The 12,935-nt window shown below is 56.9% G+C and carries 13 protein-coding genes; 3 read left to right on the top strand and 10 right to left on the bottom strand.

Annotated features, from left to right (window positions below):
• Positions 1 to 51 precede the first annotated feature (51 nt).
• Positions 52 to 462 carry a secondary thiamine-phosphate synthase enzyme YjbQ gene (locus ACXAD0_RS12415; RefSeq protein WP_475088763.1) on the top strand — a complete coding sequence of 137 codons (411 nt, stop codon included), beginning with the start codon at positions 52 to 54 and terminating at the stop codon, positions 460 to 462.
• A gap of 10 nt (positions 463 to 472) precedes the next feature.
• On the opposite strand, the gene ACXAD0_RS12410 is transcribed toward ACXAD0_RS12415, so the two are convergent.
• From ACXAD0_RS12410 to ACXAD0_RS12370, 9 genes are all read right to left on the bottom strand, one after another.
• Complete coding sequence (locus tag ACXAD0_RS12410) at positions 473 to 808, bottom strand: TusE/DsrC/DsvC family sulfur relay protein (RefSeq protein ID WP_475088762.1); 336 nt, start codon at positions 806 to 808, stop codon at positions 473 to 475.
• Positions 808 to 1,089 (bottom strand): sulfurtransferase complex subunit TusB, encoded by a 282-nt coding sequence (gene tusB / locus ACXAD0_RS12405; protein WP_475088761.1) that lies wholly within the window; start codon positions 1,087 to 1,089, stop codon positions 808 to 810. Before tusB ends, ACXAD0_RS12410 begins: the two co-directional genes overlap by 1 nt.
• The gene (gene tusC, locus ACXAD0_RS12400) at positions 1,089 to 1,451 is read right to left on the bottom strand and encodes a sulfurtransferase complex subunit TusC (protein WP_475088760.1); all 363 of its coding nucleotides are present in this window, start codon (positions 1,449 to 1,451) and stop codon (positions 1,089 to 1,091) included. The genes tusB and tusC overlap by 1 nt, the downstream gene beginning before the upstream one ends.
• A 2-nt stretch (positions 1,452 to 1,453) precedes the next feature.
• Positions 1,454 to 1,846, bottom strand: a complete 393-nt coding sequence (gene tusD / locus ACXAD0_RS12395; protein WP_475088759.1) for a sulfurtransferase complex subunit TusD — start codon at positions 1,844 to 1,846, stop codon at positions 1,454 to 1,456.
• 162 nt (positions 1,847 to 2,008) lie between these two features.
• On the bottom strand, positions 2,009 to 2,689 hold the full coding sequence (locus ACXAD0_RS12390; protein ID WP_475088758.1) for a Bax inhibitor-1/YccA family protein: 681 nt from the start codon (positions 2,687 to 2,689) through the stop codon (positions 2,009 to 2,011).
• Entirely contained in the window at positions 2,622 to 5,120 is a 2,499-nt protein-coding gene (locus ACXAD0_RS12385) for an endonuclease/exonuclease/phosphatase family protein (protein WP_475088757.1), read from the bottom strand. The genes ACXAD0_RS12390 and ACXAD0_RS12385 overlap by 68 nt, the downstream gene beginning before the upstream one ends.
• A 99-nt stretch (positions 5,121 to 5,219) precedes the next feature.
• Positions 5,220 to 6,482, bottom strand: coding sequence for a glycosyltransferase (locus ACXAD0_RS12380; RefSeq protein ID WP_475088756.1), 1,263 nt, complete (start codon positions 6,480 to 6,482; stop codon positions 5,220 to 5,222).
• A gap of 8 nt (positions 6,483 to 6,490) precedes the next feature.
• Positions 6,491 to 8,731, bottom strand: coding sequence for a glucosidase family protein (locus tag ACXAD0_RS12375; protein WP_475088755.1), 2,241 nt, complete (start codon positions 8,729 to 8,731; stop codon positions 6,491 to 6,493).
• Positions 8,731 to 9,441: a TVP38/TMEM64 family protein gene (locus ACXAD0_RS12370; protein ID WP_475088754.1), complete on the bottom strand. Its 711-nt coding sequence runs from the start codon at positions 9,439 to 9,441 to the stop codon at positions 8,731 to 8,733. Before ACXAD0_RS12370 ends, ACXAD0_RS12375 begins: the two co-directional genes overlap by 1 nt.
• Positions 9,442 to 9,693: 252 nt before the next feature.
• Here ACXAD0_RS12370 and ACXAD0_RS12365 point away from each other — a divergent pair, with 252 nt between their 5' ends.
• On the top strand, positions 9,694 to 10,359 hold the full coding sequence (locus tag ACXAD0_RS12365; RefSeq protein ID WP_475088753.1) for a trimeric intracellular cation channel family protein: 666 nt from the start codon (positions 9,694 to 9,696) through the stop codon (positions 10,357 to 10,359).
• A 201-nt stretch (positions 10,360 to 10,560) separates the two neighbouring features.
• Positions 10,561 to 11,568, top strand: coding sequence for a linear amide C-N hydrolase (locus ACXAD0_RS12360; RefSeq protein ID WP_475088752.1), 1,008 nt, complete (start codon positions 10,561 to 10,563; stop codon positions 11,566 to 11,568).
• 199 nt (positions 11,569 to 11,767) lie between these two features.
• On the opposite strand, the gene ACXAD0_RS12355 is transcribed toward ACXAD0_RS12360, so the two are convergent.
• Complete coding sequence (locus ACXAD0_RS12355) at positions 11,768 to 12,208, bottom strand: isochorismatase family protein (RefSeq protein ID WP_475088751.1); 441 nt, start codon at positions 12,206 to 12,208, stop codon at positions 11,768 to 11,770.
• Positions 12,209 to 12,935: the final 727 nt, after the last annotated feature.

Below are 12,935 nucleotides of genomic sequence, written 5' to 3'. Positions count from 1 at the left end.
CGCAATGAATGCGGTATGCTTCGCAGGACTGAAAATACATCGGGAGTGGAAATGCCAATCGGGGAGCTAGAGATTTCCGTTAACGGGCAGGGCTTGCATGAATGCACGAACATAGTGGCAGGCTGGGTGGCTAATCAACCGGTTGAAGAGGGGTTGTGCACGGTGTTTATCCAGCATACCTCTGCGAGTTTACTGATACAGGAAAATGCAGATCCCTCTGCCCGTGTTGATCTGGAGAACTGGATCAATCGACTCGTGCCGGAAAACGATCCACTTTACACCCACACCCTCGAAGGGCCGGATGATATGCCGGCACACATCAAGGCGGCACTCACGGCAAGTAGCCTGTCGATCCCGGTACAGCGAGGCAGATTGCTACTGGGTACTTGGCAGGGGATCTACTTGTGGGAGCATCGCCATCATAGCGGTCGACGACGTCTCATCACGCACCTCGGACATTGAGGCGCGGTATTCAAAGACAGTTGGTGGGTTTGGGTAGCCCGGCAATCTTGCTGCCAATTTTTGCCGGGCTTGGGGGAAACAGCTTCATCAGGTGGATACTGCGACCTTTCTCCGGACCCAGGTGCAGGGTGACGTACTTCACCAGTGGCCGCATGGCAGGGGACAGCTCAAACTCCTGGTAAAACTGACGCAGCAGATGAAGGATTTCCCAGTGTGCCTCACTGAGCGCAATGCCTTCTGCCGCTGCCAGTTGTTCGGCGATCGCCGGCTCCCAGTCTTCCAGGTTTCTGAGAAATCCTTCTTTATCCAGTTCGACCTGTCGGCCGTCAACTTCGAGTACTGACATTATTCGAACCAGCTCACGATGGGATTGTGTTCGGTACACAACGACACCCAGCGCGCATCGTCAATACCGATAACGGCAGGGGGCAGGGTAAGCCCGCGTGCCTTTGCATCGGCCTCCAGGCAGTAAACTGGCGCTACCGCAGGTTCGTCACTCATTCGTCCGCTGAGGGCGAAGACGCCATCCTCGATCAACAACAGGGCGTCACCGGGCTCAAACGCCTGCAGACAATTGCTCAACGCGGTACATGAAAAGGGTGATTTATTGACAATATGCAGGGTCATCAGAAACTCAGTACCGTGTCGTAGTCGGCAATCAATTTACCGCTTTCCTCAATGATGCGCAGGTCGGGTCCATCGCTAATCAGGTCATCAGTGGTCAGTCCTCGCTGCGCCAGACTCTCGGCACAGACGTACGCTTGCTCAACCCCGAAAATCGGCAGCGCCTGCAGGTTTCGCTGCAAACTTTTTTGCTCAATACCTTCCGGGAACTGCTGGGGAAGCAGTTGAAACACCCCGTCACCACAAAACAGAATGTCCGTCAGCTGGTCCATGGCTGCAGCGGCCAATACCGCCTCCAACCCTTCGCGGGCCCGGGCACTACCGTAGGGGGCAGCACGGCACAGACAGAGAAAGCGCTTGGCCATGGTTAACTCCCAAATGTGATCAGGCGATCGGCCTGGGTCATGGCTTCTGCAAGCTGCCCGAGACCAGCCAGTGTAAAGCCCTGAGCGAGGTTAGCCGCGGGCCGTTCCAGTCTTGCCGCTTCCGATTCACTGAGAAGTCCGCGACGCTGGGCAGCGGCGATACATACCACTAAATCCAGGTTGTGCTGCAGCTGCAGAGCTTGCCACTGGCCGAGCAAATCGGCCTCATCCTGGGGCGGCGCAGCGAGGCTGCTGCCGTTATGCACGCCATCACAGTAAAAAAACACCCGGTGCACGGTGTGGCCCGTAGCGAGGGCCGCACGCGCGAACCGCAGCGCGCTGCCAGCGGCTTGTGAGGTGTGGGGCGCGGAATTGACGACCAGACAAAATTTCATGGAAGCAGAGCTTTCCTTGCCGTTGGACAGCAATTGTCCGCAGGATACTGGATTAAAAAACCCCGCACGGGGCGGGGTTTTTGCCTTGCAGGAAATGCCGTGAAGCACTCCTGCCTGCCCGCCGGGGAGACCCGGATACAGGCAGGTTAGCAAAGCTGCAGATTAATCGTCGGACGCAAAGCCGATGATGTGCAGCAGGGCGGTGAACAGGTTCAAGATGTTCAGATACAGTGACGCAGTTGCGAACAGGTAGTTCGTCTCGCCACCGTTTACGATACGGCTGGTGTCGTACAGGATAAAACCTGAGAACAGCAGGGCGATAACGCCACTCAGGGCAACGCTCATCAGCGGCATATGGATGCCGAAGAAGCCCGCAACGATCAGGGCCAGTGCACAGACGAGCACCGCAATCAGACCGACGAACAGGAAGCCGCCCATAAAGCTGAAGTCTTTACGAGTGGTCAAAACGTAGGCAGACAGCGCGAAGAAGATCAGCGCGGTGGTACCCAGCGCCTGCATTACGATCTGGCCGCCGCCGGCAAGACCCAGGTAGTGCTTGAGCAGTGGGCCGAGAGAGGCGCCCAGCAAGCCAGTGAAGGCGAAAACTACGGCGACGCCTTTACCAGAGTTAGCGGTGCGTGGCAGCACGAACCAGAGCAGTGCGATGGCACCGATCGAGCAGAGCAGACCTGCTCCGCGACCCATGTCGACTGCCATGGCGACGCCGGCGGTAAAGGCACTGAAAAGAACGGTCATAGCCAATAGGGCATAGGTATTACGCAGGACCTTGGCGGACTCGGCGCGATCCAGGGCACCCGTTTGGGTATAGACTTGCGGCTGCATGTGTGACTCCTGATGTCAGAATGATGGGCAGATCATATAGCCGGTGACTTAGACCATCAAGTCGTGGTGTCGTTCCCTTTTTTCGGGGGAGCTCGATATCGGCGATCAGGGGCAAATGATCAGACGCCAGTCGCGTCAATTCGTTGCGTGGGACCACGATATTACGAGTGCGCAAGTGGCGTTCGGTGAATATATAGTCAATTCGCACCGCCGATACCCGACTTGGGAAGGTACTAAGCGGTTTGTGACGGGGTGCGTGCAGCTGTGCATCGTGCAACGCCTGGTTCAGGCGTTTGTGCTCAGCCGAATTGGGCAGGGCATTGAAGTCGCCCACCAGAATCTTGGGACCCTGACAGTCGGGATGCGCCAACCACTCCGGGCCGAGCAGGGCTTCGATCTGTGCAAGGCGTTCTGCCTTGCTGAGTCCAAGATGCGTATTTACCAGCTGAATTTTCTCGTCATCCAGTTCGATTTCGACCCAAAGAGCACCGCGCGGCTCATCGAACCCCGGTAACAGGCGATTGGGGTTGTTGCCGGGCGGCCCGGGTAATGTGTCTTTTTTAACCAAACGCATGGGCAGCCGGGAGAGAACGGCATCGCCGTAGAGTTCTTCCTCGAGGTGAATGGCCGGGTGGAAGTGAAAATCCATCGCCAGGGATTTTGCGATTTCCTGTACCTGATCGACGCCGCCGCTGCGGCTTCTGGTGACATCGAGCTCCTGTAAGGCGACGACGTCCGGTTCATAGCGGGCAATAACCCGTGCAATGCGTCGCGGCGAATACTTTCCATCCAGACCCTGGCAGCTGTGCACGTTATAGGTCATAACGCGCAGCGTGCGGGTGTCGTGTGTGCGAACGATTGATCGTGCGGGCTCGGTCTCACTCAGGAACTGTTTGGCGGCACTGCGCAGGTCTTCTGCGCGCCAGTAGCCCTGTTCCGGTGTGCGGATGTCTGCCGGCACCAGTACGAAGCCATGGGTTTCGTTTGGGCCGGCACCCCCGTGGCTGCCATTTTCGACCGCGAACGTCATGGGCCGCTCGCCCGCACACCAGCCGCACATTATGAAGTCACCCGCGTCCGCGTGGTGACACAGCCGGGCCAGGTCAATCGCCGTCTCTTGCGGAAACGGATGGTCCTCCCCGAGGATTTTTTTCCAGTCACGGGGCAATTCAACCTCTCCATGTCGCCACCAGCCCTCAACCGGAGAGTCTGGATCATCGTCCGTCTTGTACAGCACCAATGGCACATGCGCTTGCTCGACAATACGCCGCGCAATCTCCTGACGGGGATATCCGTTGACTTTCACGTTGTACAGCATGGCGATGGGCCCGAGCGCCGCCAGTGCCAGCGGGGAGTCTTTGTGCTCCTCATCCTGTTCGTCTTCCGGGATCATCTTTTCGATCCACTCGCTGCCGAACATTCGCGCACGCTCCAGTTGCACGCTGCGGTTTCCCGTATAACGGTAGTTGGTGGGGTTGGGCGGCAATGACTGCAGGATTTCGCTGAGCGCATCGCTCAACGGGCGGCCGTAGCGATCCTCGTAACCCTGGGTGTGTTCTTGCCCGTGGTCGGAAAAAATCCAAACGTCATAGTGGCGTTTATCCGAGCGGTGGGCCGCGCGCCATATCCGCGCAATGGCATCGTCGATGCCTTTCAGCGTCCAGTGCGCAAAGGCGGAGTTGGGTCCACGTCGGTGGGACTGCTCGTCATAGCCCAGCAAGTTCACGTAAATGACCGGAAGCCCCCTGGCGATATCAATTTTGACACCAAAGGTGCACAGCTCGCGCATCAGGATGGTCACGGCGACCCGTGTTGGAACGAACATCAGTTCGCGCATCAGATTCTCGCCACCGAGTACGCCGCGAATGGAATCGATGACGGCGAGTACGGTTTCCACCACCAGCAGGCTGCCGGTACGGATGAGCCCCCAGAGATTACTGATGAGCATGAGAAATACCGTCCAGGGGCTTGCCTCGCGTAACGCGGGTCCCCAGCCCAGTGATCCCGGGCAGAAGTGCGCTTCGCCTTTGGCTGCGCCGGCAGTAAACAGGCTGAGGTAACAGCTGCCTCCTTTCAGGAGCGGGTCTTTGACTTTCTCATCCAGCTTTTCTTCGACTTTATGCGCGGCTTCGGGGTCGTACATGCGCACGAGTTGCTGGGTATCGCGCATCATGAAACCGAATGCAGGCACAACGGCCCTTACGCCATAAAACAGCTCTGCCTGCACCGCAGGGGTCGTGGAGGGCACTCCGGGAAACAGGTGTTCCAGGTGGTAGTGTTCCCGGCGTATCAGGTGGCGAAGGAATGGCATGCGACGCCGTGACATCGCACGTTGCAATTGCGGATGGGCGAGGCCATCGACCTGAATCAAGATCAAGCCGTGATCGCTTGGATGGCAAGTGCTGGTGGGTAGCTTCAGCAGTTTTGCCATGAGACCGCTGCGGCTGAATTTCTTCCGCAGTCGCCGCAGCCTGGATTCTATACGGGTAAGCATTTGACAGTTTCAATCCCGCTGGTTAGAGGCGCCGCGTCAGTGCCGCGGCCCCGGTCCGAGTGCGGCGCCGGCGGCGCCGGTGACGCCTTCAATGATTTCCCATTGGGCTCCGATCAAATTGCGCAATCGCAGCCATTGGGAGTACATGGAGTCATCCAGTTGCCAGCGGCGTTTTACCAATGGGGCGTAAGCGCCCAACGCGCGATCAGCGCAGCGGCCCATGGAGAATTGACGGGCGGTACTCAATGCCGCCTGGCAGACTTTTGTGTACTGGTCATCGGGCATGTCGTGGATGCACTGGAGCGCTGCAACAAGGTCCGGGGAACCGGACTCCGCTAGCAGAATGCCATTTGACCCGCTCTCGACCACCTCTCGCGTGCCGTTCGCGTCCAGCGCGACAACCGGCACGCTGGACGCCATTGCTTCGGTCAGCACCATGCCCTGAGTCTCGCTGGTCGAGGCAAACGCGAATACGTTCATCGATGCATAGGCGTCGCGCTGATCACTGCCAACCAATGTCCCGGTAAAATGCAGACGTTCAGACAGTCCCTGCTGGTCGAACTGTTGGGCGATATCTCGCTTGCTCGGGCCCGAACCCACCACCACGAAGTGGGTATTTGGATTCGCCTGCATAAACCTGCCCACGCACTGACTCAGGTAGGCGAGGTTTTTTTCGGGCGCGAGCCTGCCAAGGTGTCCCACCACAAAGGCATTGTTCGGAATGCCCAGGCGGCTGCGGAGCGCGCGGCCATTGCCGGGAATATACATAGAGTGCGGTACGCCGGTCGGGATCTCGACGATCGGTGTATGCACGCCGCGGTCCCGCAGGATTCCGGCGACGCTCTCGCTGGGTGCGAATACCAGACTGGCGAGATTGGCATAGCGAGTCGCCAGCTCGATGACAAAACGCTTCAGTGCCAGCGAGTCTGCAGGCACATAGTGGGTGTAGCGCTCGTAAAGGGTGTGATGGGTAAACACCAGCGGCAGTTGATGCTCGCGGGCGATTCGCAGTGCTGTCATGCCAAGCAGGAACGGATGATGCGAGTGCACGATATCCGGAGCAAATTCCTCCACCCGTTCATGCAGCTCGACGGAGAAGGGCAGAGCCACGGAAAAGTCGCTGCCATTGAAATTCTGCAGGGCATGCACCCGGATGACATCTTCTTCATGAGCTGGCAGGCCTGCGAAGGTGGGCGCTACCACCTTCACCTGATGACCACGCGAGCGGTACTCCTCTGCAAAGGCAGACACAGACCGCGCGACGCCGCCAACGTGAGGCAGGTAGGTATTGGTTAGCATCAGGATCTTCACGAGGCCGCCAACTCCACTTCCGTTGCGCCACTGCGTGCGGTTACCGGCTGGAAGCCCAGTGCCCGGACGGCAATTTTTGGCATGCTGCCGTACCACTGGGCATCCCACCGCACGGTGGGCTTATCGCCCGGCAGAATTTCCAGTGAAACACGCCCAAATTTTGTCAGTGCGGGACCAAACAAAATCGGTGCCCCTTGAGGGTCGGAGAGCCACGCGGGGGGAAGCCCTGATGCCAGCACGAGCGTATCGCCTTCCTCGCGCACAAAACAGTTGCGTTGCATCGCCACCCATTCAGCGGCGGCCCAGGCGTGTTGTCCGTCGCCCATGCAGCCGCCCAGGGAATGCGGGTGAATCGCCTCTGGCCATTGGCCCGTCGGAGAGGCCAGATCTGCGACATTTTGCATAAGTTCCAGACAGCGTATGTCGCCCGCTCGCAGCAGTACCTGAGCAATATGCAGGGTCAGGTACGCATTGATGCCCGAATGAATCATGTCCTGGAAAAATCCACCCTTGACGAAACATTGGCCCATCAGGAATTCACACAGGTCGAGCAGGCGCGCATCGTCCTCCGCGTAGAGCTGCAGGGGGTAGCCGGCACAAATGGAACCGATAGCCCCCGCATCTAGTCTGCGGTTGGGAGAGGCCGGCATGGCCGGGCGCCCGAGACGCTCTTCGCAGCGCTGCAGGCTGCCATTGATGGTTTCTTCAAAGTCATCGGCATGGCGATCGAATGTAGACGCGTCTTCATCGAGACCCTCCCTGCGGCAGATCATGGCTGCCGCACGCTGTCCGCCAACGCCCCAGAAGTCGTCCCAGTAGTAGCAGTCATTGGGCCCCAGGTGTTCGGCACTGAAGCCCGCGGGGAGCAAGCCGCCGCAAGGTGATCCGTCTTTTGGGCGCCGCTTGGCGTCAATCCAGCGGGCGCCTTTCAGCACGGGTTCACGCCAGCTGTTTTTCAGCCGTCGGTTGGTGAGTTGGCAGTAGAGGTCATAGATCCACAGTGCCTCACCATTGGAGTCCCACTCACCATCTTGTGAGTGGAAAAAGCCATCGCGCTTTTGTCGCGGGGCAAACTGATCCAGCGCGCGCTCGGCGCGATCAACAAGTCCGGCATGCAGCAGCGACTGGATCATGAAGGCCGCATCTCGAAACCAGAAACGCTTGTAGGTGTAGGGCCCGGGATAGACATCGGTGGGTGAATGCAGGATCAGTGTCCGAACTGCAGCATCGTAGAGAAACTGCATCTTTTCATCGGGGACCTGCATCGCACAGTGGCCGGACAAATTGCCACTCCAGGTCGGTGGGAGCTGGCTGGCATGACGGCCGGCCTGCAGGGGAATGCGTACCTCGAGGTCCGCTGCTTCACCGGGTTCGAGTTTGAACATGGCAGCGGCGGTGGCCATACCCACGTCGCACTCTCCGAGCGTTTTCTCCTGCGCATCGTCGAGATGGAGATAAATATCACCATGCCGGTAGTCAGACGCCATATGACGGTCCGCGGGTCGATCAAACTCAACGGCGAATTTGTCTTCGACATTCCAGCTGGTTCGTTGCGGGGTGAGGTTGACCTTGTGAACAAAGCTCACACCCTCCGGGTTATAAGGTCTCAGGCTGAATACCAGCCAGCCTCCCTTGTCGGATTGCGCTTTTATCCGGACGACACAGTGGCTGTCATCGTCATCGCGTTCTACCAGCGTGTGCTGCTCCATGGTCATACCGTCGTTTCGACAGTCGGTGACCACGATGACGTTGTCTTCCAGTGACAATGACTGTGTGCAGTCTTCCACTTTTGCGGGGATCAGCATTTGCCCATCAGAACTGACCACCCAGGCGTCAACAGACCAGCCATCATAGTGCGGGGTGATCAGTCCGCGCGGATCAACGACCGGCATTTCCTCGCAGTCCGGCAGCCCGACGGCGGTCCAGTTGCGATGACTGAGGTTGCAGTGCGTGATGGAGAATGCGCGCGGTATAAATGAGCTGTCTGCGGGATCGAACTGACGCTCGACCCAGTAAGGCCACACCCAGTCGAGATTGTGCTGGATGACTTTACTGTTAATCAGCGCACGTGCATGGAACACAACCCCGGCCCGGAGTAATTCAATGGGCTCGGCGACTTCAGAGGGTTCCGCAAAACGCTGCATGCGCGCCATGACGCTCAGCGGATCAAGAAAGCCGTGCGCGGTCGCAAATTTGCGTACCACATACCTCCAGGGCAGCCATTTCATCCAGGGCATTATTGTTCCTCCGTATCGATTTTGCCCGCGAGCGCACGCCGCGCCATACGGGTCAAACCAATGAGCGCGATAATCGCAAGCACGAAGCCGAGCCCGTACAGGGCCCACTCCACAGGAGTCCGCTGGCTCTCGCCACTGCCAATACTGGCCAGGTCCGAGGCGATTGAGCCCACATACACGTTGTGTACGGTTAGCGGAATAATTCCGAGGAAGTTCCCCAGAACAAAGTCCTTCAGCCGTACCGGGGTCAGGCCAAAGAAGTAATTGGATATTTTGAAGGGGAAGAGGGGGACCAGGCGGGTATACATGATCATTCGCCAGCCTTCATCGCGAATGACTTCGCCGATATTGTCCGGCTTGACCTTGGACATGACCCACTTGGATGGCCCGGGACCGAACAGGTAGCGCGCAATCAGGAAGGCAATCGTCGCCCCGAGCACGGTACCGGCAACCACCAGCAGCGTGCCTTTCACAACGCCAAATACAAAGCCGGCACCCATGGTGAAGATAACCCCGGGTGCGAGGCAGATAATGGCTGCGGCCATTATCAGGATAAACAGAAGGCTCGCCTGCCAGCCCTGACTCTCAAGCCACTGCAGTACCTCGAGAAGTTGCTCATCGAGGTCAAAGTAATAGATGAGTCCCAGTCCGGCGCCGACCCCAGCGATACAAGCCGCAAGAAATAGGATCGAAGCGTGCTTACCCGCCATATACCCGTCCCGTGAAAATCGCCTTTCCCGAAAAGGGCGGCTTTCTCTTAGCCTAGACGAATTTTGCGACGTGGCAGGCGCAAGAAGCTTGTTGTCCTCCGGATAGGAGTCAATTGAGGTGAGCAGTCTGATCTGCGTGCAAAGTAGGGTTTGTTTAGGCCAATTCGATGACCGATGGTTCTTGCCACAACCGTGTGCGATCTAAACTCTGTGGGCATCAAGGATGATAACTAGTGAGAATAGCGGGCGACGATGACAGTATCCGAGCTGCAATACGCGCTGGGCATGGCAGGCACGATTGCGTTTGCAGCGACCGCAGTTGCCGCCGTGGCGCCAAAACGTATCGACTTGTTCGGTGCGTTGGTCATGGGCGTTATTACCGCCATTGGTGGCGGCACGGTACGAGACCTGATACTGGGTGTCCCGGTGTTCTGGTCGCAAGACCTGAACTACATCTGGGTCGCACTGGCGGCCAGCTCTCTGGCCTTTATCGCCAACAAGCGCATGACCGGTTGGCAAGTGTACCGCGCGATGTTGTACCTCGATGCCGCGGGGGTTGCCCTTTTTGCTATTCAGGCCGCGCACAAAACCATGGCACAGGAGTTTGCACTACCGCTCGGGCCAGTGCTTTTGGGTATTATTACCGCGATCGGTGGTGGCATGCTGCGTGATGTGCTCGCCGGGAATGAAACTTTGCTGATGCGCAGAGAGTTGTATGCGATACCGGTTACCGCGGGTTGCGTAGCGTATGTCATCCTGATGGCGCTGTTCCCCGGCTCTGCAGTCATTGTCGGCGGTCTTTCGATGCTTCTGATATTTTGCCTGCGTAGCGCGGCCATTTACTGGGATCTGCAGGTGCCAGCTACATTGTTGACGCGTTCGGTCGACAGTGAAATAGGTGATAAAGGCGGTCGCTAGCGGGCACATCTGCGCGGCCTACACACAACTTCCAGGTATTACATCTCCTCGTCTTCAGTACTCCAAAGCTTCCGTGCTGTTTCCCTTGCTGAGTTGGTGATCCAGCTGCGCGACAATAGCCTTATGCTGGGCCGTTATTTATCCGCGATGCGCGGACGGGTGCTTAACAGACGTCGGATTAGGTTATTTGGGAGTGGTCAGATGTGCTCAACAATTTTATGGACACAACAAGGTCAGCCAGTCATCGTTGGTCGCAATATGGATTGGACCGAGCAGATGGGCACCAAACTGTATGTATTTCCGCGCGGGGCAGAGCGTGAAGGTTTGACTGACTCAAATCCGTTACAGTGGACCTCCAGGTACGGAAGCGTGGGTGCAGTCATCTGGGATTGCGCCACTGCAGATGGTTTAAATGAGGCAGGGCTCTCTGTACGTCTGCTCTATCTTGCCGAAGCGGAGTACGGTAATCGTGAGGAGAGCCTGCCGGGCCTTTCGATTTCCGAGTGGGTGCAGTACTACCTTGACTGTTTCGCGACGGTTGCCGAAGTCGTCGAAGCGACCCGCTCCATGCAAATCCGCCCGGTGGAAATTGTCCATCGTGGTGACAAGGTCGCTTCCCCCATGCATATGTGTGTGTCAGATGCATCTGGAGATTCTGCCGTCATTGAGATCTTGCATGGGCAACCGGTGATTCACCACGGCTCACAGTACCGCGTGATGACAAATTCTCCCATCTATGACGAACAGTTGGTCTTGCTGAAACAGTACCAGGGCCTTGGTGGTAAGAAGACGTTACCGGGTAGTGCGGAAGCGGAAGACCGGTTTGCCCGTGGAGCCTACTACCTGACCACCTTGCCCGAACAGCCATCTTCCTATCGTGAGGCGGTCGCCGGTGTATTGAGTGTGATGCGCAACATGGCAACTCCGCTCGGGTACGTGGACCCGGTGCAGCCCAATGTTTCCCCAACGCAATGGCAGTCGGTCAGTGACCTGACCAACAAACGTTACTACTTCGAGTTTGCGCGTCTGCCGAATGTGGTGTGGATTGATATGGACAAGCTGGATTTATCCGAAGGCGCGCCGGTGCAGATGTTTGACCTGGCTGAAGATGTCGATGCGGCGGGGGAGGTGTCTGGAAAGTTCCAGCCAGCGGAGTCTGTGACCTTCCAGAAAGCGGGTACGGTGGTGAGCTGGAAGGCTGCGGCGTGAGACGGTCAGAGAACTATCTCAGGTCATTGTGACGCTTCGGTATTGGCAGAGCCTGGCAGCGTAGTGGTGACCAATGCCGATCTACAAGCGATGATCTTGCAGTGCGGCACAATAGGAATTGATGTGGGATTACCGCAGGTCAAATCAGAAAGCCCGGAATAATACCGGGCTTTTCTAGTTGGCAATAGCCAGGGTGAAATCAACCCGCTTTCATTTGCGCCGCAGCCTGCTTGCTTGTCAAGATATCGCTGGCGATCATTCGGTAATTGATCAGTGCTGCAGCCATACCGTCAAGTCCCGGTACCTTTGCCGCCGCCGTAGCATCGGCCACCACACAAACTTCGAAGCCACACTCAATCAAGTCACGTAAGTGGGATTCCACACACAAATTGGCAGACATACCAGCCAGGATCACCTTCTCTACACGCTGCTTTTGCAGTTGCAACACGACATCGTTGTTTTGCGATCCGTAGACTTTGTGCGGACCGCAAATAAAGAAGATGTGCAATATAAAATGAAAGAGTCTAAAAGAGTCGCAGCCAAGATATCGTAGTGCGTTGCTTCCGGGCTCTTTCGCGATAAAGCTCTTGGACTCTATTTTACGCTCTGTCAGTTGGGTCCTAGCAAATTGGGTGTGCACCGCACTAGGCCCTTGAGCAATCGCCGCCTGTCATTAATCCCATATGTGTCTAAAAGGCGAATTTTTATTGCTTTATTATCGCTTTAAGGCCCAGTTGTGCCTGTGTGTAATTTTGTCGCATTGCGAATGTGAGCAATGTCGCAAAAATATTCTTTTCGCGAAATCACGAATAATGAATAATGCGCGAAAATAATATCCGTTGGACTTCCCAATGACCTTCTCCAATAGCCGCCTTCTGGTTTTGCTGTTCTGTTTTCTTTTTACTCACAACGCGTTTGCCGGTGTGACGGCAAGTACGACCAGTTCTACGGGTAGCCATTCCATAAGCTGGACGTCGGTTGCCAACACTGATCATTATACGATCAGTGTGAGCGGGGAAAGATCAGCGACTTACAACACGGGGACGAGCAGGTCGCGCTCGTTTACGGAAACGGCAAACGGTACCTACACGTATCAGGTGACGGCTTGGGGGGAGGATGTTTGGCACCCGATAATGCAGGAGTACCTGCCCGGTGCACAAACGAATGTTGGCAGTGTGACTGTCACGGTGACGCTACCGAAGCCGGGTATTCCATCATCAATCACGGTGCCAACTTCAGATAACGATGGCTCGTTTTCAATTAGCTGGGGGGCGTCCAGTGGTAGCGTAGATCGGTATGAGCTGCGTGAGAAAAAGAACTCAGGTTCGTATGCAGAAGTGTACCGTGGGACGGCTAGAAGTAAATCT

Source organism: Microbulbifer sp. ABF4_148, assembly GCF_056158985.1.
Note: the sequence above shows the minus strand (reverse complement) of the source record. Positions and strands in the feature narration are given on the sequence as shown.